The organism is Streptomyces sp. NPDC005820 (genome assembly GCF_040630255.1).
In the GTDB taxonomy this organism is placed as follows: Bacteria; Actinomycetota; Actinomycetes; order Streptomycetales; family Streptomycetaceae; genus Streptomyces.
This window is the reverse complement of sequence record NZ_JBEXXE010000065.1, coordinates 12,673-32,987: the sequence shown is the minus strand read 5'-3', so window position 1 is coordinate 32,987 and position 20,315 is coordinate 12,673. Positions and strand designations below refer to the sequence as shown.

Annotated in this window: 20 protein-coding genes; 2 read left to right on the top strand and 18 right to left on the bottom strand. The window is 72.1% G+C overall.

The window, feature by feature from the left end:
* Positions 1 to 13: 13 nt before the first annotated feature.
* Positions 14 to 1,180, bottom strand: coding sequence for a helix-turn-helix domain-containing protein (locus ABZ464_RS47185; RefSeq protein ID WP_359288196.1), 1,167 nt, complete (start codon positions 1,178 to 1,180; stop codon positions 14 to 16).
* A gap of 149 nt (positions 1,181 to 1,329) precedes the next feature.
* Between ABZ464_RS47185 and ABZ464_RS47180 the strand changes: the two genes are divergently transcribed.
* Together ABZ464_RS47180 and ABZ464_RS47175 are read left to right on the top strand one after the other, a co-directional pair.
* Positions 1,330 to 2,814 carry a long-chain fatty acid--CoA ligase gene (locus ABZ464_RS47180; protein ID WP_359288194.1) on the top strand — a complete coding sequence of 495 codons (1,485 nt, stop codon included), beginning with the start codon at positions 1,330 to 1,332 and terminating at the stop codon, positions 2,812 to 2,814.
* A 188-nt stretch (positions 2,815 to 3,002) separates the two neighbouring features.
* Positions 3,003 to 4,280 (top strand): glycosyltransferase, encoded by a 1,278-nt coding sequence (locus ABZ464_RS47175; RefSeq protein WP_359288192.1) that lies wholly within the window; start codon positions 3,003 to 3,005, stop codon positions 4,278 to 4,280.
* A 26-nt stretch (positions 4,281 to 4,306) separates the two neighbouring features.
* Here ABZ464_RS47175 and ABZ464_RS47170 read toward each other — a convergent pair whose 3' ends face one another.
* From ABZ464_RS47170 to ABZ464_RS47090, 17 genes are all read right to left on the bottom strand, one after another.
* Complete coding sequence (locus ABZ464_RS47170; RefSeq protein ID WP_359288190.1) at positions 4,307 to 5,398, bottom strand: glycosyltransferase; 1,092 nt, start codon at positions 5,396 to 5,398, stop codon at positions 4,307 to 4,309.
* A gap of 97 nt (positions 5,399 to 5,495) precedes the next feature.
* Complete coding sequence (locus ABZ464_RS47165) at positions 5,496 to 5,708, bottom strand: hypothetical protein (protein WP_359288188.1); 213 nt, start codon at positions 5,706 to 5,708, stop codon at positions 5,496 to 5,498.
* On the bottom strand, positions 5,705 to 6,190 hold the full coding sequence (locus tag ABZ464_RS47160) for a hypothetical protein (protein WP_359288186.1): 486 nt from the start codon (positions 6,188 to 6,190) through the stop codon (positions 5,705 to 5,707). Before ABZ464_RS47160 ends, ABZ464_RS47165 begins: the two co-directional genes overlap by 4 nt.
* A 562-nt stretch (positions 6,191 to 6,752) precedes the next feature.
* Complete coding sequence (rfbC, locus tag ABZ464_RS47155) at positions 6,753 to 7,352, bottom strand: dTDP-4-dehydrorhamnose 3,5-epimerase (RefSeq protein ID WP_359288184.1); 600 nt, start codon at positions 7,350 to 7,352, stop codon at positions 6,753 to 6,755.
* Entirely contained in the window at positions 7,349 to 8,266 is a 918-nt protein-coding gene (gene rfbA / locus ABZ464_RS47150; RefSeq protein WP_359288182.1) for a glucose-1-phosphate thymidylyltransferase RfbA, read from the bottom strand. Before rfbA ends, rfbC begins: the two co-directional genes overlap by 4 nt.
* Before the next feature lie 98 nt (positions 8,267 to 8,364).
* Positions 8,365 to 9,438 (bottom strand): hydrogenase expression/formation protein HypE, encoded by a 1,074-nt coding sequence (gene hypE, locus ABZ464_RS47145; protein WP_359288180.1) that lies wholly within the window; start codon positions 9,436 to 9,438, stop codon positions 8,365 to 8,367.
* Positions 9,431 to 10,561, bottom strand: coding sequence for a hydrogenase formation protein HypD (gene hypD / locus ABZ464_RS47140; RefSeq protein WP_359288178.1), 1,131 nt, complete (start codon positions 10,559 to 10,561; stop codon positions 9,431 to 9,433). The genes hypE and hypD overlap by 8 nt, the downstream gene beginning before the upstream one ends.
* Complete coding sequence (locus ABZ464_RS47135; RefSeq protein WP_359288176.1) at positions 10,558 to 10,860, bottom strand: HypC/HybG/HupF family hydrogenase formation chaperone; 303 nt, start codon at positions 10,858 to 10,860, stop codon at positions 10,558 to 10,560. The genes hypD and ABZ464_RS47135 overlap by 4 nt, the downstream gene beginning before the upstream one ends.
* Before the next feature lie 25 nt (positions 10,861 to 10,885).
* A complete protein-coding gene (gene hypF, locus ABZ464_RS47130; protein WP_359288174.1) occupies positions 10,886 to 13,249 on the bottom strand; it encodes a carbamoyltransferase HypF in 2,364 nt (787 codons plus the stop codon).
* Positions 13,246 to 14,025, bottom strand: a complete 780-nt coding sequence (gene hypB / locus ABZ464_RS47125; RefSeq protein ID WP_359288172.1) for a hydrogenase nickel incorporation protein HypB — start codon at positions 14,023 to 14,025, stop codon at positions 13,246 to 13,248. The genes hypF and hypB overlap by 4 nt, the downstream gene beginning before the upstream one ends.
* 3 nt (positions 14,026 to 14,028) lie before the next feature.
* Complete coding sequence (gene hypA / locus ABZ464_RS47120) at positions 14,029 to 14,421, bottom strand: hydrogenase maturation nickel metallochaperone HypA (RefSeq protein WP_359288170.1); 393 nt, start codon at positions 14,419 to 14,421, stop codon at positions 14,029 to 14,031.
* 278 nt (positions 14,422 to 14,699) lie between these two features.
* The gene (locus tag ABZ464_RS47115; protein ID WP_359288168.1) at positions 14,700 to 15,227 is read right to left on the bottom strand and encodes a hydrogenase maturation protease; all 528 of its coding nucleotides are present in this window, start codon (positions 15,225 to 15,227) and stop codon (positions 14,700 to 14,702) included.
* Positions 15,224 to 16,654 carry a hypothetical protein gene (locus tag ABZ464_RS47110; protein WP_359288167.1) on the bottom strand — a complete coding sequence of 477 codons (1,431 nt, stop codon included), beginning with the start codon at positions 16,652 to 16,654 and terminating at the stop codon, positions 15,224 to 15,226. Before ABZ464_RS47110 ends, ABZ464_RS47115 begins: the two co-directional genes overlap by 4 nt.
* Positions 16,651 to 17,343 carry a DUF6084 family protein gene (locus ABZ464_RS47105; protein ID WP_359288165.1) on the bottom strand — a complete coding sequence of 231 codons (693 nt, stop codon included), beginning with the start codon at positions 17,341 to 17,343 and terminating at the stop codon, positions 16,651 to 16,653. The genes ABZ464_RS47110 and ABZ464_RS47105 overlap by 4 nt, the downstream gene beginning before the upstream one ends.
* On the bottom strand, positions 17,340 to 17,969 hold the full coding sequence (locus ABZ464_RS47100; RefSeq protein ID WP_359288163.1) for a DUF5947 family protein: 630 nt from the start codon (positions 17,967 to 17,969) through the stop codon (positions 17,340 to 17,342). Before ABZ464_RS47100 ends, ABZ464_RS47105 begins: the two co-directional genes overlap by 4 nt.
* Positions 17,966 to 18,493: a hypothetical protein gene (locus ABZ464_RS47095; RefSeq protein ID WP_359288161.1), complete on the bottom strand. Its 528-nt coding sequence runs from the start codon at positions 18,491 to 18,493 to the stop codon at positions 17,966 to 17,968. Before ABZ464_RS47095 ends, ABZ464_RS47100 begins: the two co-directional genes overlap by 4 nt.
* Positions 18,490 to 20,271 (bottom strand): nickel-dependent hydrogenase large subunit, encoded by a 1,782-nt coding sequence (locus ABZ464_RS47090; protein ID WP_359288159.1) that lies wholly within the window; start codon positions 20,269 to 20,271, stop codon positions 18,490 to 18,492. Before ABZ464_RS47090 ends, ABZ464_RS47095 begins: the two co-directional genes overlap by 4 nt.
* Between the last annotated feature and the right edge of the window lie 44 nt (positions 20,272 to 20,315).

Here is a 20,315-nt window from a genome sequence, read left to right as displayed (position 1 = left end):
GTCTCAGTCCTGATCAGTCCTGCGTTCTGCGTACGGCGAGCAGCGCGGCGCCGAGGTCCGCCGTCGTACGGGGGTCGGAGAGGGAGCGGCCGGTCAGTTCCTCGACGCGGCGCAGCCGGTAGCGGACGGTGTTGGGGTGGACGAAGAGGGTGCGGGCCGTGTCCGCGGCGGAGCCGGCGGCGGCGAACCAGTGCTCCAGGGTGGTCAGCAGCCGGGCCCGTTCCGCGGCGGGCAGCGCGAGCACCGGCTCGAGGACCACCTCCGTCAGGTGTGCCGCCTCGGCCGGCGCGGCGGCGACGAGCATGGCCAGCGGGTTGTCGTCGAAGCGTGCGACGCCGGGTCCGGTCCCGGGCAGTCCGGCGAGGGCGAGCCGGGCGAAGCGCAGGGCCTGCGGGGTGTCGCGCAGCGAGGGGAAGCCGGGGCTGACGCCGACCCGGGCGCGGGCGCGGCGCAGGGCGCGCAGACAACTGTGCTCGGCCCCTGGGGCGGACAGGGCGACCACGCCGATCTGCTGGTGGGGCAGCAGCCGCCAGGCGGAGGGCAGATGCGCCTGGCGCAGTGCGGCCTCGATGCCGGCGAGGGGCTCCTCGCCGGGGGCGCCCGCGGCGGCCGCCACGACCGCGAAGGGGCCCTGTTCGGGCAGGCCCAGCTCACGGGCGGCCTCCCACAGCGTGGTGCGGTCGGCGAGGACGCCGGTGAACAGGGCTTCCACCAGCGCCGAGCGGCGGGCCTCGCGCTGCAGGGTCAGCTCGGCGGCGGTCTCCCGGTGGGCCGCCGCGACGGCCTCCGCGTAACGGCCGAACAGCGCCCAGATCTCCGCCGACCGGGTGACCAGCTGGGCGTCGGAGACCTCGGGGTGGGTGCGGGACTCCTCGATGATCTCCGACCACAGGAGTTCGAAGCCGATCCGGTAGGCGTGCAGGGTGTCGGCCAGCGGCATGCCCTGCTCGGCCCGGACCCGGCCGGTGTCCCGGGCCGGGCGGGGGTCGGGGGTGTCGGTGCGGTGGAAGTGGCTGAGCACGAGGTCGGCGTTGGCGGTGCAGGAGCGGCGCAGCGAGTCGAAGGGGATCAGTGACTCGTCCTGGTAGGCGGGGACGGCGGAGCGGATGCGCTGTGCCATCCGCTCGCCGAGTTCCGGCAGCCGCGCGTGGAGCGCCGACGTCACACCCGAGAGGTCCATTGCCGCAGCTTAGACACACCTTCTTGGTCGCGGGAACAAACGGGGTGCGCAGACGCTGTCCCGCCGGCCATAGGTCGTCGCCGGAAGCGCCAGCACCATGTCGTGCACGTGAACGGCGGATTTCAGCGGTGAGATGCGTGGAGGCGGGCATGGCCAATCTGGCGGGGTTTCTGGTGGACACGGCGGCGCGGCAGCCGGCCCGTCCGGCACTGCGTCTGGGCGAGCGGGTCATCGCCTACGCGGAGCTGGAGGAGCGCAGCGCCCGCGTCGCCGCCCTGCTGCGGGCCGAGGGGGTGCGGCCGGGCGACCGGGTGGCGCTGATGCTGCCCAACGTCCCGGAGTTCGTCGTCCTGTACTACGGCGTGCTGCGCGCCGGGGCCGTCGTCGTCCCGATGAACCCGCTGCTGAAGGCGCGGGAGACCGAGTACCACCTCACGGACTCCGGGGCGAGCCTGCTGTTCGAGTGGCACCAGGCGCCGGGCGAGGGCGCGCAGGGCGCGGCGGCCGCCGGGGTGCGGCAGCTGGCCGTGGAGCCCGCCGCCTTCGCCGGGCTGCTGAGCGGGTACGAGCCGCTGCCCGGTGTGGCGGAGACGGACGACGCGGACGTGGCCGTACTGCTGTACACGTCCGGCACCACGGGCCGCCCCAAGGGGGCCGCGCTCACCCATGGCGGGCTGCGGCACAACACCGAGGTCAACACGGTCCAGGTGCAGCGGATGACCCCGGACGACGTGGTGGTGGGCTGTCTGCCGCTGTTCCACATCTTCGGGCAGATCTGCACCATGAGCGTCGCCGTCCGCGCCGGGGCCTCGCTCACACTGGTCCCCCGTTTCGAGCCGCAGGCCGTGCTGGACGCGATCGCACGTGACCGGGCCACGGTCTTCGAGGGGGTGCCCACCATGTACGCCGCGCTGCTCCAGCACCCCTCGGAGGCGGACGTGTCGACGCTGCGGATGTGCGTCTCGGGCGGCGCCTCGCTGCCCGTGGAGGTCCTGCACGGCTTCGAGCGGCGGTTCGGCTGCGCGGTCCTGGAGGGCTTCGGCATGTCGGAGACGAGCCCGGTGGTGACGTTCAACCACCCCGACCGGCCGCGCAAGGCGGGATCCATCGGCACCCCGATCCAGGACGTGGAGGTGCGGCTGCTGGACGAGAAGGGGCAGGACGTCCCGGCGGGCGAGGTCGGCGAGCTGGCCGTCCGGGGGCCGAACGTGATGAAGGGCTACTGGAACCGTCCCGAGGAGACGGCGGCGGCCGTCCCCGACGGCTGGCTGCGCAGCGGCGACCTGGCCCGGAGGGACGAGGACGGCTACTTCTACATCGTCGACCGCAAGAAGGACATGATCATCCGGGGTGGCTACAACGTCTACCCGCGGGAGATCGAGGAGGTCCTGCACGAGCACCCGGCCGTCGCCCTGGCCGCCGTGGTCGGTGTCGGCCACCCTCATCTGGGCGAGGAGATCGCGGCGGCGGTCGTCCTGCGACCGGGCGCGGCGGCCACCCCGGACGAACTGCGCGAGTTCGTCAAGGACCGGGTGGCGGCGTACAAGTACCCGCGCGAGATCTGGCTGATGGACAGGCTTCCCACCGGCCCGAGCGGCAAGATCCTCAAGCGCGAGATCACGGCCCCGGCCTGACCCGTCCGCTTCGGCGCGCACGCGCTGACGACGGCACTCGGGGACGGGACGGCGGGCGCGCCCTCGTAGGTGCCTTCGTGCGTGCATTCGGGTGGTCCGCACCTCCCGGCGCCTGCCGTACGGCGCTGTCGTCCGGGCCGACTCGTAACCTCGCCCCCATCCGCCCCGAGCCACGCAGGGAGCAGCAGATGACGGCGTCGACCGCCACCCCGAGGTTCTCCGTCTTCACCCCCAGCCACCGGCCCCGTTTCCTCGACGAGTGCCTGGCCACGCTCCAGGCGCAGACGTGTCCGGACTGGGAGTGGATCGTCCTGCTCAACAACGGCGCCCGTTGGCGGCCGGAGTACCCCGACGAGCGGATCCGGGTAGTGATCGCGGACGACGCGGTCGGCGTCGGCGCCGCCAAACGCCGGGCCTGCGAGCTGGCCCGTGGCGAGATCCTCGTGGAACTCGACCACGACGACCTGCTGGCGAAGGCGTGCCTGGCGGAGGTCGGCAAGGCCTTCGACGCGCATCCCGAGGCCGTCTTCGTCTACAGCAACACCGCGCAGATCACCGAGGACGGCGGGCGGGACGAGACCCGCTTCGACGAGACCTTCGGCTGGCAGTACGAGGACGTGGACGTCGACGGCCGCAGGCTCCTCCAGGTCGTCTCCCTGGCGCCGACGCCGCACAACGTCGCGTACATCTGGTACGCGCCGAACCACGTACGGGCCTTCCGCAAGGAGAGCTACGAGAAGGCCGGCGGGTACGACGCCTCGCGGACGGTGCTGGACGACCAGGACCTGATGTGCCGGCTCTTCCACCTGGGCGACTTCCACCATGTCAGCCGGTGTCTGTATCTCCAGCGGGTGCACTCCGCGAACACCCAGTGCGAGCCGGAGATCAACGCGCACATCCAGCGCGAGACCGTCACCCTGTACGACAAGTACATCGAGGCCAACGCACTCGCCTGGACGCATCGGCGCGGACTGCTCGCCCTGGACCTCGGCTCGGCACACGCCAAACCGCCGGGGTACACGGGCGTCGACCGGCGGGAGGGCGAGGGCGTGGACATCGTCGCGACCCTGCCCGGCGGACTCGACCTGCCGGACGACTCCGTCGGCCTGGTGCGGGCGGTGAACTTCCTCGAGTACGTCCCCGCGAAGGTGCCGCTGATCAACGAGCTGTACCGGCTGCTGGCGCCCGGCGGCATGCTCCTCACCATGACGGCCAGCTCCGACGGCCGCGGCGCGTACCAGGACCCGACGCACGTCGCGTACTACAACGAGAACTCGTTCTGGTACTACACGGACGACCAGTACCGCACCTTCGTCCCGGACATCGAGGCCCGCTTCCAGTCCTCCCGCCTGGTCACCTACTTCCCCAGCGAGTGGCACACCGAGAAGGACATCTCGTACGTGGTCGCCAACCTCATCGCGATGAAGGAGGGCGCGGCCCGCTGCGGCGGAAAGCTGCTGGTGTAGATCTCCCGGGCCCGTGAGCGCGGTGCTCAGACCCCCACGAGCCGTGTCAGGCCGAGGTGCTCCCGGGCCAGCTCCAGGTTCTGCGTCACCCGCTCCCGGTGTTCGGCGGGCAGCCTGCCACTCTCCAGCAGGCGTTCACAGCAGTCCTTGCACTCCTCGTACTCGCCCATCCAGTAGGCGGCCACGGCGAGTTCGTCGAGCGCCTGCCACTCGTACCAGCCGGCCTCGACGAGGAGGTCGTCCTGCGGGAACGGGATGCGGGCCGCCTGGCGGGCGAACATGTGGGCGAGGGGCCATCGGGGTCCGCTCGTACGGCACAGGCGCGCGAGATCGCCGATGGCCTCGGCACGCGAGGGCCGGGTCTCGTACGCGCGCAGGTAGCGGTCCATCACCTCGGCAGACGGCCGTTCGAGGCTCTCCGCGAGCCGAGCGGCCCACAGGCGGGCGCAGTAGACCTCCTCCTCCCAACCGCCCATGTCCGCCCGGCGGTCGTAGGCCTCGAGCGCCTTCTCCGTCTCGCCGGCGTCGCGCCAGCTCTGGGCGAGGTAGAAGGCGTAGCGGGTGTTGTCGGGCTCTGTGGTCAGGCCCTTCTGGAGGATTTCGGCGTCGCGCAGGTATTTGGCCCGCATGCCTTCTTTCCTGAGGCGTGCCCCACCGCCCACGATGACCATCCGGACGCCCTCGAGCCTGCCGAGGCTGAACGGCGAGCCGCAGTGGATGTGCTCGTGCAGAACGCCGACGTACCGCCAGGGCAGTCGCGTGGACACCAGGGCGGGGCGCCAGTAGTGGAAGCCGCCGGAATGGATGTCGATCCGGTAGGCGTCCCGGTTCAGCTCCGGCATGCGGAAGCCAGGCTCCAGCTCCATCACGTCGTCGGCGTCGATGAAGAACAGGTAGTCCGCGCGGGCGCGGGCGAGCTCGATCGCCTCGGTGCGACTCCCGTCGTATCCCTTCCAGGGCCGCTCGTACAGTTCCCCGGGCAGGTCACCGTAGACCTCTCGGATGACGTCCTGCGTGCCGTCGGTCGAGCCGGTGTCCACGATGACCCAGGTGTCGATCAGGGGCCGTACGGATTCGAGGCATCGCCGGATCACCGGGGCTTCATCCTTGACGATCATGTTCAGGCAGACCGTTGGTCTCACGGATCCTCCAGTGGCTCTACGTCGACGGTGCCCCGTGAACAAGTCCGCGGGACACCGTCGGGTCACACATAGGTCACGGCGTCACGTCAGCGCAGACCGCGAAGGCCGTGATGCCGTTGCCGGCGCCGTTCTGGGTGGCCTGCCACCCCTGCACGCCGACCCCGATGACCGGGCGGCTCGACAGTTGGGAACCGTTGCCCGCGATGAATCCACCACCGGTGACAATGTCGCCCGGATCGCAGTTGGCGTTCGCCGTGGTACCGGGTGCTCCCGAGAACACGGTCACGACGTAGGTGCTGAGACCCGCACCGGTGGCACCCTGAGCGCCTTGAGCACCCTGCGCTCCCTGAGCACCCTGGGCACCCTGGGCACCCTGGGCACCCTGAGCTCCCTGAGCTCCCTGGGCTCCCTGAGCTCCCTGAGCTCCCTGGGCACCCTGAGCTCCCTGAGCTCCCTGAGCTCCCTGAGCTCCCTGAGCTCCCTGGGCACCCTGAGCACCCTGAGCTCCCTGGGCACCCTGAGCTCCCTGAGCTCCCTGAGCTCCCTGAGCACCTTGCACACCGGTGCCGCCGGTCTCACCCTGAGCTCCCTGAGCTCCCTGGGCACCCTGAGCTCCTTGGGCTCCCTGGGCTCCCTGAGCTCCCTGAGCTCCCTGAGCTCCCTGAGCTCCTTGGGCTCCCTGGGCTCCCTGAGCTCCCTGAGCTCCTTGGGCTCCCTGAGCTCCTTGGGCTCCCTGAGCTCCCTGAGCTCCCTGGGCACCCTGGGCACCCTGAGCACCCTGAGCACCCTGCGGGCCCGGCTTGCCGGGCCTGCCGTCGTGGCCCTTGGGGCCCCTGGGGCCCTGCGGGCCGCGGGGGCCTCGGGGGCCCTGAGCGTGGTGATGGGTGTCGCGGTCCTTGTCGGCGGAGGTCTCGCCGTACGACTGCACCGTCGCCCGGCCGTCGGAACCGGCGCGTCGGATCGCGTCGGCCACGGCCGCCTCGGAGACACCCTCCGGGACTTTCTGCAGGACCAGGCGACCGGCGTCCGGCCGCTGCATCGCGTCGGCGATCGCCACCGTGCTCGGAAGCACGCTCAGCGCCACCGTCGCCGCGCCCGTCGTGACCATCGTGACGGATTTCAGGCGCGCAATTCGGATCGTTCTACGGTTCAAGAGAACCTTCCTCAGATCGGGCAGGGATCAGACGGCGGCGCGCACTCCGCATACATCGGTCCGCTGGGCCGTCATGACTCCTTCGGCCATGAACGACCTCATCCCTTCCACCACAATGAAAAAATGATTATCAGACGACCCGTCTCGACCATGAGGATCACCCGAGCGGCGTCACCGTCAGGCTTCACCGCCGAGGCTTTCGCGATAGGCCAGGCATTCCTCGAAGGACGGCAGCAGACCCCGCCGCTCGGCCTCCGCCAGCGTGGGCGCCGCGGCGTCCTTGTCGGAGAGGACGGGCGTGAGACCGTCGGGCCAGGCGATGGCGAGGGCCGGGTCGAGCGGGTTGATCCCGAATTCGCGCTCCGGCGCGTAGCCCCGCGAACAGAGGTAGACGACGGTGGAATTGTCCTCCAGCGCCATGAAGGCGTGGCCGAGTCCCTCCGAGAGATAGACGCAGCGATGGGTCGTGTCGTCGAGACGCACCGCCTCCCAGGTGCCGAAGCCCGGGGAGCCGAGCCGGATGTCGACGACGACGTCGAGGACGGCCCCGCTGACGCAGGTGACGTACTTCGCCTGTCCGGGCGGGACGGCCGCGGCGTGGATGCCGCGGAGCGTGCCGCGCACCGAGCGGGAGCAATTCGCCTGCTCGAAGTCGAACCCGTGTCCGACGGCCGTGCGGAAGGTCTCGCTCCTGAACCACTCGTGGAAGCGGCCCCGGTCGTCCATGAACACCCGGGGCGTGTCCACCCACGCCCCTTCGATCCCGAGCGGTTTCACGTGCTCACCTTTCTCGCGCCGGAGAGACCCGGGGACAGGACGCCCTGCCGCGCGTCCTCCAGCAGCCCCAGCAGGTAGTGGCCGTATCCGCTCTTCAGCAGCGGCCGGGCCAGTTCACGCAGCCGGTCGTCGTCGATCAGGCCGGCCCGCCAGACCGCCTCCTCGACGCAGCCGACCTTGAAGCCCTGGCGCTCCTCGATGACCCGGACGAACTCCGAGGCCTGGACCATGGAGGTGAAGGTCCCGGTGTCCAGCCAGGCGGTGCCCCGGTCGAGCCGGGTGACCTGGAGTTCCCCCGCCTCCAGATAGACGCGGTTGAGGTCCGTGATCTCCAGCTCGCCCCGGGCGCTGGGCCGCAGGGCCCGGGCGATGTCGACGGCGCGGTGGTCGTAGAAGTACAGCCCGGGGACGGCGTAGCGGGATCGGGGGCGGGCCGGTTTCTCCTCGATGGAGACCGCCCGGCCGTGTGCGTCGAACTCCACCACGCCGTACGCCGAGGGGTTCGCGACCTGATAGGCGAACACCCGGCCGCCCGCCGGGTCCTCGTGCCGGGCCAGCCGGGTGCCGAGCCCGCTGCCGTGGAAGATGTTGTCGCCCAGAATCAGGGCGACGGATTCCCCGCCGATGAATTCGGCGCCCAGCACGAATGCCTGGGCGATTCCCTCCGGGCGTTTCTGCGCCAGGTATTCCAGCCGCAGCCCCAGTTGGCTTCCGTCGCCGAGCAACCGCCGGAACTGGTCCTGGTGTTCGGGCGTGGTGACGACGAGAACCTCCCGGACACCGGCCATCACCAGGGTGGACAGCGGGTAATAGACCATGGGTTTGTCGAAGACCGGCAGGAGTTGTTTCGACACCGAGCGGGTCAACGGCCACAGTCGCGAGCCGGTTCCTCCGGCCAACAGGATTCCGCGCACGGAATCACCATAGGACAGTCATCCGGTCATATCTGTTTTTAACACGGTGGATCGGGCGAGGGCTCGTATGTCCCTCGTCCGATCCACGTCGTGCCGGCTCAGCAGATGCGCGGCAGTTGCTCCCCGATCGGCAGGTCCACCACGCGGGTGCCGCCCAGCCCGGTGCGCGCCACGACCATGCCGGGGTGGGCCTCGACGGCCTCGCCGATGATCACGGCGTCCGCGCCGAGCGGGTGGGCCCGCATCGCCCCGAGGACCGCGTCGGCGTGCTCGCGCGGGACGAAGGCCACCAGCTTGCCCTCGTTGGCGATGTACATGGGGTCCAGTCCGAGGATGGCGCAGGCGTTGGCCACGGACGGCGGGACGGGGACGGCGCGCTCCTGGAGGACGACGCCCGTGCCGGAGGCGCTCGCGATCTCGTTGAGCGCGGCGGCCAGACCGCCCCGGGTGGGGTCGCGCAGCACGTGCAGATCCGGGGTGACGGCGAGCATGGCCTCGACCAGGCCGCCGAGCGGAGCGCAGTCGCTGGCGATCTCCACCCCGAACTCCAGGCCCTCGCGGACGCTCATGATCGCCACCCCGTGGACGCCGATGGCGCCGCTGACGATCACGACGTCCCCGGGGACGACCCGCTGCGGACGCAGGTCGACGCCCGGCGGGACGACCCCGATGCCGGCCGTGTTGACGAAGATCCCGTCGCCGTGGCCGGCCTCCACCACCTTGGTGTCCCCGGTGGCCACCTCCACGCCGGCGGTGCGCGCGGCGGCGCCCATCGCCCGGGCGACCCGGGTGACGGTGTCGAGTTCGACGCCCTCCTCCAGGATGAACCCGCAGGAGAGATAGGCGGCGCGGGCGCCGCTCATGGCGAGGTCGTTGACGGTGCCGTTGACCGCCAGGTCGCCGATGCTGCCGCCCGGGAAGAACAGCGGGCGCACCACGTAGGAGTCGGTGGAGAACGCCAGCCGGGCGCCGCCGAGGGAGAGGACGGCGGAGTCGCCGAGCTGGGCGAGGGCCTCGCCGCCGAAGGCCGGGGCGAAGATCTGCTGGACCAGCTCGGCGGAGAGGACCCCGCCGCCGCCGTGGCCCATGACGACCCGGGGCCTCTCGCGCAGGGGCGCCGGGCAGGTCCACGCCTCGACGTCGAGGGTGGGGAGACCGGTCGTGTCAGACAACGGGGGTCGCCTCCCGGGCCGTCGGGCCGGCCGGCAGGTCCAGCCGTCGGTAGAGGTAGTACGCGGCGCAGGCGCCCTCGCTGGAGACCATCGTGGCGCCCAGCGGGGTCCGCGGGGTGCACAGGGTGCCGAAGGCGGCGCACTCGTGCGGTTTGAGCAGGCCTTGCAGGACCTCTCCGCTGCGGCACTCGGCCGGTTCCTCCGTGCGGATGTCCTCGACGGAGAAGCGGTGCTCGGCGTCGTGGTCCCGGTACTTCGGGGACAGCCGCCAGCCGCTGCCGGGGATCACCCCGATGCCCCGCCAGGCCCGGTCGGTGACCTCGAAGACGTCCTCCAGCATGGCCCGTGCGGCCGGGTTGCCGTCCGGGCGGACGGCCCGGGCGTAGGCGTTGTCGACGGTGTGCTCGCCGCGCTCCAGCTGCCGTACGGTCCGGCGTACGCCCTCGAGGATGTCGAGCGGTTCGAAGCCCGTCACGACGATCGGCACCCGGAAGCGCTCCGCCAGCTCCGGGTACTCCCCCATGCCCATCACACTGCACACGTGCCCGGCCGCGAGGAAGCCCTGCACCCGGCAGGTCGGCGAGGACATGATCGCCTCGATGGCGGGGGGCACCCGGACGTGCGAGACCAGCATGCTGAAGTTGCGGATGCCCTGCTCGCGGGCCTGATGGACCGTCATGGCGTTGGGCGGTGCGGTCGTCTCGAAGCCGATGCCGAAGAACACCACCTCGCGGTCCGGGTTCTGCCGGGCGATCCGCAGGGCGTCGAGCGGCGAGTAGACGACGCGTACGTCCCCGCCCTCGCCGCGCACCTGGAACAGGTCCCGGCCGGTGCCCGGCACCCGCAGCATGTCGCCGAAGGAGCAGAAGATCACCCCCGGCCGGGAGGCGATCTCCAGCGCCTTGTCGATGACCTCCAGCGGGGTCACACAGACGGGACAGCCCGGCCCGTGGATCAACTCGACCTCGTCGGGGAGGAGTTGGTCGATGCCATGCCGGATGATGCTGTGCGTCTGGCCGCCGCAGACCTCCATCAGCGCCCAGGGCCGGGTGACGGTGGCGTGGATGTCGTCGAGGAGCCGGCGGGCCAGGTCGGGGTCCTGGAACTCGTCGATGTACTTCACTGCCCCGCCTCCCGTACGACGTCCTGGCCCGCCTCGGCCGCAGCCATCTCCCAGGCGTCGCCGAACTCCTCCTGCAGCATGCCGAGTTCGGCGAAGAGTTCGAGCGTCTGTTTCGCCGACTCCTCGTCCAGCCGCTGCAGGGCGAACCCGACGTGGACGATGGCGTACTCGCCAACCCGGAGATCGGGCAGGTACTCCAGGCACACCTCCTTGACCACGCCGCCGAAGTCGACGGTGGCCATCCGGGTGCCGTCGCGTTCCTCGATGTCGAGCACTCTGCCGGGTACCGCCAGGCACATGGGCCTCTCCTCGCTGTGGATGTGGTCAGTCGGTGTCGGTCGTCCGCGCGGCCACCATCAGCTGGCCCAGCGCCAGCCCGCCGTCGCCCGGCGGTACCGAGCGGTGCCGCAGGACCGTGAAGCCGTCCTCGCGCAGTGCGGCGCAACAGGCCGTCGAGAGCAGCGTGTTGGCGAACACGCCGCCCGTGAGGGCGACCGTGCCCAGCCCGTGCCGCTCCCGGGCCAGCGCGCACATCCGGCGCACCATCGCGGTCACGCCCCGATGGAAGCGGGCCGCGACCGGGGCCGCCGGGAGCCCGTCGCGCAGGTCGCGGACGACGGCCGCCAGGACGGGGGCGGGATCGGCCCGTACGGCAGCGCGCTCGCCCTCCTCCGGTACGCGCAGGGCGAAGTCGTACGCGGTGGTGTCCCCGGCGGGCGCGTGCAGAGCGGCCGCCTCCAGCTCCACGGCGGCCTGTGCCTCGTATCCGGCCAGGTGGCACACCCCGGCCAGGGAGGAGACGGCGTCGAAGAGGCGGCCCATGCTGGAGGTGGGGACGCAGGCCAGTCCGCGCTCCAGCTGCCGTTCCAGGACGACGAGTTCCTCCGGCGGGCAGGCCGCCGTACAGGGCAGGTCGGCCGACCTCCCGAGGCCGGCGGCCCGCAGATGGGACAGCGCCATGCGGTACGGCCGGCGCACCGCGGCGTCGCCGCCGGGCAGCGGGACGTAGGCGAGGTGTCCGAACCGGGTGAAGCCGTCGTAGTCCGCGAGCAGGAACTCCCCGCCCCACACCGCCCCGTCGTCGCCGTGGCCGGTGCCGTCGAAAGCCACGCCGATCACCGGGCGGCTGCCGTCGAGGCCGTGCTCGGCCATCACGGAGGCGACATGGGCGTGATGGTGCTGCACCCGGGTCACGGGCCGCCCGCCGGCGGTGCGGTCGGCCCAGCCGGTGGAGCGGTAGCCGGGGTGCCGGTCGGCGGCCAGGCTCTCGGGCCGTACGCCCGTGATCGACTCCAGCTGCCCCACCGCGCGCTCGAACACGCCCTGGGTGCCGAGGTCGTCCATGTCGCCGATGTGCGCCGACAGCCAGGCCTTGCGGCCCGACCCGAGACAGAAGGCGTTCTTCAGGTCCCCGCCGACGGCGAGGGCGGGGCGGACGGGCAGGGGCAGCGCGACCGGCAGGGGCGCGTAGCCGCGCGAGCGACGGATCATCAGGGGCTCGCCGTCGCAGACCCGGACCACGGAGTCGTCGCAGGGCCCCTGGATCGGCCGGTCGTGGACGAGCCAGGCGTCGGCCAGGTGCGCGAGCCGCTCCAGGGCCTCGGTGTCATCGGTGACGATCGGCTCCCCGGACACATTGCCGCTGGTCATGACGAGCAGCCGGGGACCGTCCGGATCACCGGGCAGGCCCAGCAGCAGATGGTGCACGGGGGTGTACGGCAGCATCACTCCGAGGTCGGGACTGCCGGGCGCGACCGAATCGGCGGGCCGCGGGCCCCCGGCCGTGTACGACGGGTCCGGGCGTCGCCGCAGCAGGACGACGGGCCGGGCGCCCCCTTCGAGCAGGCGCCGTTCCTCCGGGCCGAGGTGCACGAGGTGCTCGGCGTCGGCCGTGGAGCGGGCCATGACGGCGAAGGGCTTGTCGCCGCGCGCCTTGCGCCGGCGCAGCAGGGCGACCGCGTTCTCGTTCGTGGCGTCGCAGGCCAGGTGGTAGCCGCCGAGGCCCTTCACGGCGAGGATCGCGCCGCGCGTGAGCAGGGCGCGGGCCCCGGCGACCGGATCGTCGACGGCTCCCGGGGCGATCAGCCGCAGCCTCGGTCCGCAGGCCGGGCAGGCGACGGGCTGGGCGTGGAAGCGCCGGTCGGCCGGATCGCCGTACTCCCGGGCGCAGTCGGCGCACATCGGGAAGCCGGCCATGGTGGTGTGGGCCCGGTCGTAGGGGACGCCGGTGACGATGGTGAACCGGGGGCCGCAGTGGGTGCAGTTGACGAAGGGGTGGCGGTGGCGCCGGTCTGCGGGGTCGGCCAGCTCGGCGAGACAGTCGGCGCAGGTGGCCGTGTCCGGGGAGACGAGGGTGCGGGCCGGGCCGTCGGTGCGGGAGGCGAGGATGGTGAACGCCTCGCCCCCCGTGAGGGGCACCTCCTGGTGGTGGACGGACTCCACCACGGCCAGCGGGGGCGCCTGGACCGCGAGGCGTTCGCAGAACCGGGCCACGGCCGCGCCGCTGCCCTCGACCTCGGCGACGACGCCCTCCGGGGTGTTGGTGACGTGTCCGACCAGGGCCAGTTCGGTGGCGAGAGCGTAGACGTACGGCCGGAAGCCCACGCCCTGCACCACCCCCCGGACGACGATCCGGCGGCGCAGCGGCCGGTCGCCGGTGACGACGGCCGGGGACGGGGGAGCGCTCACGGGTGGGTGTGCGCCAGAGCGTCGGCCGCGTCCGCGTCCGCGTGCGCATGGGAGTGGGAGTGGGAATGCGGGTGGCCGTGGGTGTGCGTCTGGCGGGCCATGACCGGCGTATGGACGGGTGCGCCCTCCGCCGCGGCCAGCGCCCGGTCGAGCAGCGCGCCGACGCCCCTGCCCCGGCGGGCCGAGGTCAGGACGATCTCGACGCCGGGGTTGACCTGCTCCACGTTCGCGCGGAACGCGAGCTCGTCGAACTCGACGGCTTCGGCGAGGTCGGTCTTGGTGACCACGACCAGCTGGGCGAGCCCGAAGGCGGTGGGGTACTTGAGCGGCTTGTCCTCGCCCTCGGTCACGGAGGCGAGGACGACCCGGAGGGTCTCCCCCAGGTCGTAGGAGGCCGGGCAGACCAGGTTGCCGACGTTCTCCACGAACAGCAGCCGGGTGCCCTCGGGCAGCCAGCCGTCCAGGTGTCCGGCGAGCATGCCCGCCTCCAGGTGGCACAGTCCGTCGGTGAGCACCTGCTTGACGGGCACGCCCGAGCGGGCCAGGCGGGCCGCGTCGTTCTCGGTGGCGAGGTCGGCGGTCAGCGCGGCGACGGACACGGACCGCTCGCGGGCCCGCAGCAGTTCCTGCTCCAGCAGCGCGGTCTTGCCGCTGCCGGGGCTGGAGAGCAGGTTGACGACGGTGGTGCCGCCGGCGGTGAGACGGTCGCGCAGGGTGTGGGCACTCGCGTCGTTCTTCGCGAGTACGGCCTGCCGCAGGTCGACGACACGGCACATGGTTCAGCACTCCTCGTGGATCGGTTCGCCGGTGGGCGCGGGGACGCCGTCCTCCCACTGGACGGAGGCGATCTGCAGTTCCCGCCCGGCGCACAGGTCGGTACGCGTGCCGCCGCAGCCGGGGCAGGTCAGCCGGGGCGGCATGCCGACGGCCCACTCGTGTGCGCAGGAGGCGCAGCGGGCCCGGCCCGGTACGGGCTCGGTGACGAGTTCGGCGCCCTCCAGCAGGGTCCCGGCGCAGGCCAGTTCGAAGCAGAAGGAGAGCGCGTCGGGGACGACCCCGGCCAGTTCACCGACCTGGAGCCGGACCGAGCGGACCGCCGTGACGTCCCCGGCGCGCTCGGCGGCCTCGGTCACCTGGTCGACGACGGCCAGCGCGACGGACATCTCGTGCATCGGTCTCGGACCTCCCGGGCGTGGGCGTGCCCCCCGCCGGCCTTCATTAGAGGCGGGGGCACCCGGGTGGCACGGCCCGGCACGCCGTCACGGGTCGGCGGCTACGCCCGTTCGACGCAACCGCACGGCCGCGCGGGGCGTCCGGGCACCCGGGTCACATACGGCGGATCCGCAGGTAGCGCCGGAAGTCGGGAAACAGCTCGACCGCGACGGCGGCGGTGGCGGCCATGGCGGCGAAGGCCGCTCCACCGATGACGATCTTCTTCATCCGTCTCTCCTCATCTCGCTCGCGGAGCCTCGGCGGCCCCGGTGGGTGCCGTGGACGGCTCGCCGTCCCGCAGCAGCTCTTCGATCAGCCGTACGGCCTCGGGTACGGCGTCGGACACCGGAGGGCTGAGTCCGATGCCCTCCTCCACCGAGGCCGGTTCACAGCCGACGATCACGGTGCGCCGGGGTGCTCGTCCGCCGGTGCCGGCGCAGAGGGTGTCCAGCAGGGCCAGGACGGTGTCGGGGGTCATCCGGTGGCCGTCGATCGGGGGCACCGCGCCGGGGTCGGCGCCGGGGCCGTCGTACTCGATGACGTAGAGCGTCCCCGGCGTCTCGCCGCGTGCCGTGGCGTCGACGAGGACGAGGGTGTCGTAGCCGTCGAGGAGCTGGTAGGCGAGGTGCACCCCGCGGACTCCGATGTCCGCGACCTCGACGTGCTCCGGCAGCCGGCACCCGGCCAGCCGGCGCGCGGTCTCGACGCCGAAGCCGTCGTCGCCGAGGAAGATGTTGCCGATGCCGGCCACGAGGGTGCGGTTCACGGTCCGGCCTCCAGCGGTACGACCTCGTCCGGCTGGAAGTAGAGATAGCGGCCCTGTTCGCGGCGGATGTCCGCGCCGGGGTCGCCGTCCACGGTGACGGCGAGGTGCACGGCGCCGTCGACGTCGTGCAGCACGGCCTCGACGGTGGCGGTGCTGCCGCGCAGGAACAGGTCCTGGGCGTCGGTGTGCCGTAGACCGGGCCGTAGTTCGACACGGCTGCCCTTGCCGACGGACCGGTCGCCGACCACGACGGTGTCGTGGTCCGGGTCGAAGCCGGCGTCGCTCGCCGGGTCCCACCAGGGGGTGTCGGGGCGCCGCACCCCGTGCTCGTCGGGAAAGCCGGGGAAGCCGGGCGCGCCGGTCTCCCCGGTGACCTCGCGCAGTCCGCGCACCGCGCCGTGCAGGCGTTCCAGCACCTCGGCCGGCATCGAGTCCGCCAGGTCGATCACGGCCGCGGCCCGCGGGTCGGTACCCCGGGCCTCGCGCTTCTCCTCGTCGGTGAGGGCGGCGGTGCGCAGGGCGAGGATCTCGTCGATCTCGGTGGCGTCGTAGAGCGCGCCGGGGCTCTCCGGCGCGATGGCCGGGTGGTCCTCCAGGATGATCGGGGAGGACAGCACGAGGTCGGCGCGGCCGGGTTCGCCGGCGAGGACGGGCCAGGTGTGCAGATTGCGGCAGGCGGCGACCGCGCCCTTGGCCCATTCCGGGGGATCGGTCATCGACAGGAACGATCCGGCGCTGAGGGCCATGAGGAGGTGGGTGGCCACCAGGGAGTGCGGCAGCGCCGCGTCCCGGTCGGCCGCCCGGCCCTCCGGGGGCACCCAGTCGCTGGTGTTCTCCACGACGGCGGTGAGCCGCGACGTCCGGTAGGGGCCGTCGAGTTCGCACGCGGAGAGCCGGACGGTCCCGACGACCTCCTCGCACCGCCGGACCAGCCGGCCGACGGTGCGGCCCGCCGCGTCCAGGACCGGTTCGGTGTCCTCGCGGGCCGGGATCCGGAAGGGATGCGTGACGCCGTCGCCGAGCAACTCCTCGACGGGGACGACCAGTTCGACGCGTTCCTCGCCGCCCTCGTCCCAGGGCACCAGGATCCGGTCGTCGAGGCGGAGTTCGGGGACGGTGTCGTGGCCGCCGTCCGGGCGCGCCCGCTGCACGGTGCGCCGGCGGGCGTGCAGGAAGCGCACCTCGACGGAGAGGGTGGCGCCCTTCCTCGGTTCCATCAGGCATTCGGTGTGCTGGAAGTCGTGCTCCTCGCACCCGGCGCCCCAGGCGGGCGGCACGAGCACCCCGAACTGCCAGCGCAGCCGGTTCTTGGCGGCCGAGGCGCGGTACGGGTAGAGCACATAGCCCTCGAAGAGGACGGCGTCGGCCACCTGCCGGGCTAGGGCGAACCGCTCCTCGGTCCCGGGGGCGAACGCGGTCGCGGTCACGGGTCGGTCCTCACGGTCAGGGCGGTGAGCGCGCGCAGCGGGTCGCGGCTCTCGGGCCGGTCGGCGGCGCCCCCGTCGAGCAGGGCCTCGACGGTCGCCTCCCAGGACGGCAGGGCGTGCCGGGAGCGGTAGGCGAGGAGGGCGTCCATGGTGTCGCGGGGCAGCCGGATCCAGCCGCAGCCGGGGAAGTGCTGCTCGACCATCTCCCGCCAGGTGGCGACCGGCATCCTGAAGGCCGCCTCGCGGTCCCAGGGGACGGGTTCGACGCGGAAGCCGCCCGCGCCGGTGAAGGCCGTGCCGGAGAACAGCATCAGCAGCGGGACCTCGCCGTCGGTGAGGGCGGCGAGATAGCGGGTGGCGGCGATGTCCAGGTCGTAGGTGCAGGGGACGACGAGGTCGGCCTCGGTCTCCCCGGTGAACCCGGACACCATCAGCGGGACCTGGGCGAACTGCACCGGGTTGAGCGTGCCGCCCCAGCGGGAGCGCTCGCCGAACAGGTCCTTGAGCGCGTCGGCTTCGCCGTCGTCGTAGCCGCGCCGGGCGGGTTCGATGCGGATCTGGCAGCGGAGCGCGAGGGCGTGCACGGGGGTGTCGCCGGACGCGGTGACGTGCAGCCGGAAGACGAGCGTGGGCCCGGCGGCGAACCGGTCGGCGCGGACGCCGGTGCAGGAGAAGGAGAACTCCGTCATGGGCGCCCCGCCTCCTCCAGGGGCCGGGCGCGGCGCGCCACGTCCGTGAAGAAGGCGTCCAGTGCGGCGCGCGCCTCCCGTCCGCCGTCGAAGCCCTGCCACAACAGGCGCATCCGGCCGACGAGTTCGTAGCAGACGTCGATGGGGACGAGGTGGCAGTCGACGCGGTCGTCGGTGCGGCGCAGCAGCAGTGCCTCGACGTCGGGTTCGAGGAGGTCGGCGAGCCGGCTGCCGCCGAGGACGGCGGTCCAGGTGTCGGGATCGAGTTCGCTCTCGGTGGCTCCGGCCGGGCTCGGGTAGAGGGCGACCAGCCGGTCGAGGGCGGCGTTGCGGAAGAAGAAGGCGACGCCGACGGGGATCTGCAGCGTTTCCCAGGCCCGTTCGTCGAGGCGGTGGCCGGGGTCGGCGAGGTAGCGGGCCGGGACCGCGCGGAAGCGGCCCGCGGCGGCGCCGGGCTGTTCCATCAGCACCGCGCAGGCCGTGCACGCGCAGGCGAGGGACCGCTGCTCCGTGTCGACGAGGTGGCGGTGGTCCTCGGGCACCACGGCGGCGCACAGTTCGCACCGCTCCGGCCGCGGCGGACGGTCGGTGAGGAACCGCCGCAGGCCGGGGGTGGTCGTGCTCATCGCGCCCCCGTCGGTGCGGTGCCGATCTGCAGGAGCGTGGGTCCGGCGGGTGCGGTCTCCACGTCCACGGCCCTGACCTCGGGGGCGAGGGCGGCGAGCGCAGTCTCGGCGGCCCGCGCGGCATCCGTGCCGGAGCCGCAGCCGCAGCCGCCGCCCGCCCGGGCGCGCAGCCGCAGGGTGCCGCTGTGCTCCTCGAAGCCCACCACCTCCAGCCGGTGGTCGCGGACCCCGTCGAGGGCGCGGGCGATCCGGGTGTCGCGGTCCTCGGGGTGCAGGTCGTGCAGGACGAGCAGGCTCGCCACGAGGTCGTCGTCGAGCAGCCGCGCCAGGGCTTTGCCGGGGGTGGACCCCAGCAGTTCGACGACGTGGGCGAGGGCGGTGCCGTAGAGGTCCATGAGGGAGCGGACGAGGTCCTCGGCCGCGGCGGCGCCGTCGCCGCTCGTGGCCAGCCGGTCGAGGACCTCCTCGATCCGGCGTCCGGTCTGCTCGGCCGTCACCGGGCGTGCGGTGGTCGGCGCGCTCATCCGCCGAGTCCGCTCAGGCCGGTGGGCACGTGCATCGACTTCACGGTCTTTCCGCCGCCGACGTACATGTGGACGCCGCAGGGCAGACAGGGGTCGAAGCTGCGGACGGCGCGCATGATGTCGATGCCCTTGAAGTTCTCCGGGGGGTTCTCCTCGAAGATCGGGGTGTTCTGCACGGCGTCCTCGTACGGGCCGGGGGTGCCGTAGGAGTCGCGGACGCTGGCGTTCCAGGGGGTGGGCGGGTACGGGTGGTAGTTGGCGATCTTGCCGTCGCGGATCACCATGTGGTGGGAGAGGACGCCGCGGACGGCCTCGGTGAAGCCGCAGCCGATGCTCTCGTCAGGGACCTCGAACTTCTCCCAGGTCTGGGTGCGTCCGGCGCGGACCTCCTCGAGGCCCTTCTCCGCGCAGTGCAGGGCGACGGCGGCGGCGTAGGCCTGGAAGTAGGTGCGGGCGCGGTTGCGTTCCAGGGCGTTGGACCACTTCGGGATCTTCCACTCGAAGGTGGTCTCCGGCTTGGTCAGGGTGCGCGGCAGGTTGATGACCACGCTCTGGCCGGTGGCCTTGACGTACCCGATGTCGACGAGCCCGGACAGGGCGGTGGACCACAGGCGGGCGATGGGGCCGCCGCCGGTGTCCAGGGCGAGGTGGTCCTTGCCGTCGAACCAGCGCGGGGACATCACCCAGCTGTACTTGTCGTCGAAGTTCCGCTTCTGCGGGGCCGGGATGGTGTGCTGGTTCCACGGGTGGCGCGGGTCGACGGGGTTGCCGAGCGGGTCGTGGGTGACGAACTGCTCCTGGCCCTGCCAGTCCTCGTAGTAGGAGCTGCCCAGCAGGATGCGGATGCCGAGGTTGATCGCGGTGAGGTCGTTGGTGACGAGCTTGCCGTCGACGACGATGCCGGGGGTGACGAACATGCGCCGGCCCCAGTCCGTCATGTTGGCGTAGGTGAAGTCGCAGTGCTCGGGGTCGTTGAGGGCGCCCCAGCAGCCGAGCAGGACACGCCGGCGGCCGACCTCCTCGTAGCCGGGCAGGGCCTCGTAGAAGAAGTCGAAGAGGTCGTCGTGGAGCGGGACGACCCGCTTCATGAACTCGACGTACCGCATGAGGCGGCTCAGGTAGTCGGTGAAGAGCTGCACGGAGGCGACCGTGCCGACTCCGCCCGGGTAGAGCGTGGAGGGGTGCACATGGCGGCCCTCCATCAGGCAGAACATCTCGCGGGTGTACCGGCTGACCTGGAGGGCCTCGCGGTAGAACTCGCCCTCCAGCGGGTTGAGCGAGCGCATGATGTCGGCGATGGTGCGGTAGCCGTGCTCGGCGGCGTGCGGGGCCTCGGTGCGCTCGGCGAGTTCGAGGACCCCGGGGTTGGTCTCCTTGACCATCTTCTCGCAGTAGTCGACCCCGACCAGGTTCTCCTGGAAGATGTTGTGGTCGAACATGTACTCCGCGGACTCGCCGAGGTTGATGATCCACTCACCGAGGTGCGGGGGCTTCACGCCGTACGCCATGTTCTGCGTGTACACCGAGCAGGTGGCGTGGTTGTCGCCGCAGATGCCGCAGATGCGGCTGGTGATGAAGTGGGCGTCGCGGGGGTCCTTGCCCCGCATGAAGACGCTGTAGCCGCGGAAGACCGACGAGGTGCTGTAGCACTCCGCGACCCGCTTCTGCTTGAAGTCGATCTTCGTGTGGATGCCGAGGCTGCCCACGATCCGGGTGATCGGGTCCCAGGACATCTCCACCAGACCGGTGCCGTCTCCGGCCGCCTTCGTCCTTGCCATGGTCGTTGCCGTGCCCTTCGTTGCGCGGGAGGTTCGGGGTGTGG

Bases quoted from the DNA above. Each gene is read 5' to 3' on its own strand.
- ABZ464_RS47175 (WP_359288192.1), top strand. From the start codon at position 3,003: ATGACGGCGTCGACCGCCACCCCGAGGTTCTCCGTCTTCACCCCCAGC.
- ABZ464_RS47135 (WP_359288176.1), bottom strand. From the start codon at position 10,860: ATGTGCCTGGCGGTACCCGGCAGAGTGCTCGACATCGAGGAACGCGAC.
- ABZ464_RS47100 (WP_359288163.1), bottom strand. From the start codon at position 17,969: ATGAGCACGACCACCCCCGGCCTGCGGCGGTTCCTCACCGACCGTCCG.
- ABZ464_RS47090 (WP_359288159.1), bottom strand. From the start codon at position 20,271: ATGGCAAGGACGAAGGCGGCCGGAGACGGCACCGGTCTGGTGGAGATG.
- ABZ464_RS47095 (WP_359288161.1), bottom strand. From the start codon at position 18,493: ATGAGCGCGCCGACCACCGCACGCCCGGTGACGGCCGAGCAGACCGGA.
- ABZ464_RS47180 (WP_359288194.1), top strand. From the start codon at position 1,330: ATGGCCAATCTGGCGGGGTTTCTGGTGGACACGGCGGCGCGGCAGCCG.
- ABZ464_RS47105 (WP_359288165.1), bottom strand. From the start codon at position 17,343: ATGACGGAGTTCTCCTTCTCCTGCACCGGCGTCCGCGCCGACCGGTTC.
- hypA (WP_359288170.1), bottom strand. From the start codon at position 14,421: ATGCACGAGATGTCCGTCGCGCTGGCCGTCGTCGACCAGGTGACCGAG.
- ABZ464_RS47185 (WP_359288196.1), bottom strand. From the start codon at position 1,180: ATGGACCTCTCGGGTGTGACGTCGGCGCTCCACGCGCGGCTGCCGGAA.
- hypB (WP_359288172.1), bottom strand. From the start codon at position 14,025: ATGTGCCGTGTCGTCGACCTGCGGCAGGCCGTACTCGCGAAGAACGAC.
- ABZ464_RS47170 (WP_359288190.1), bottom strand. From the start codon at position 5,398: ATGATCGTCAAGGATGAAGCCCCGGTGATCCGGCGATGCCTCGAATCC.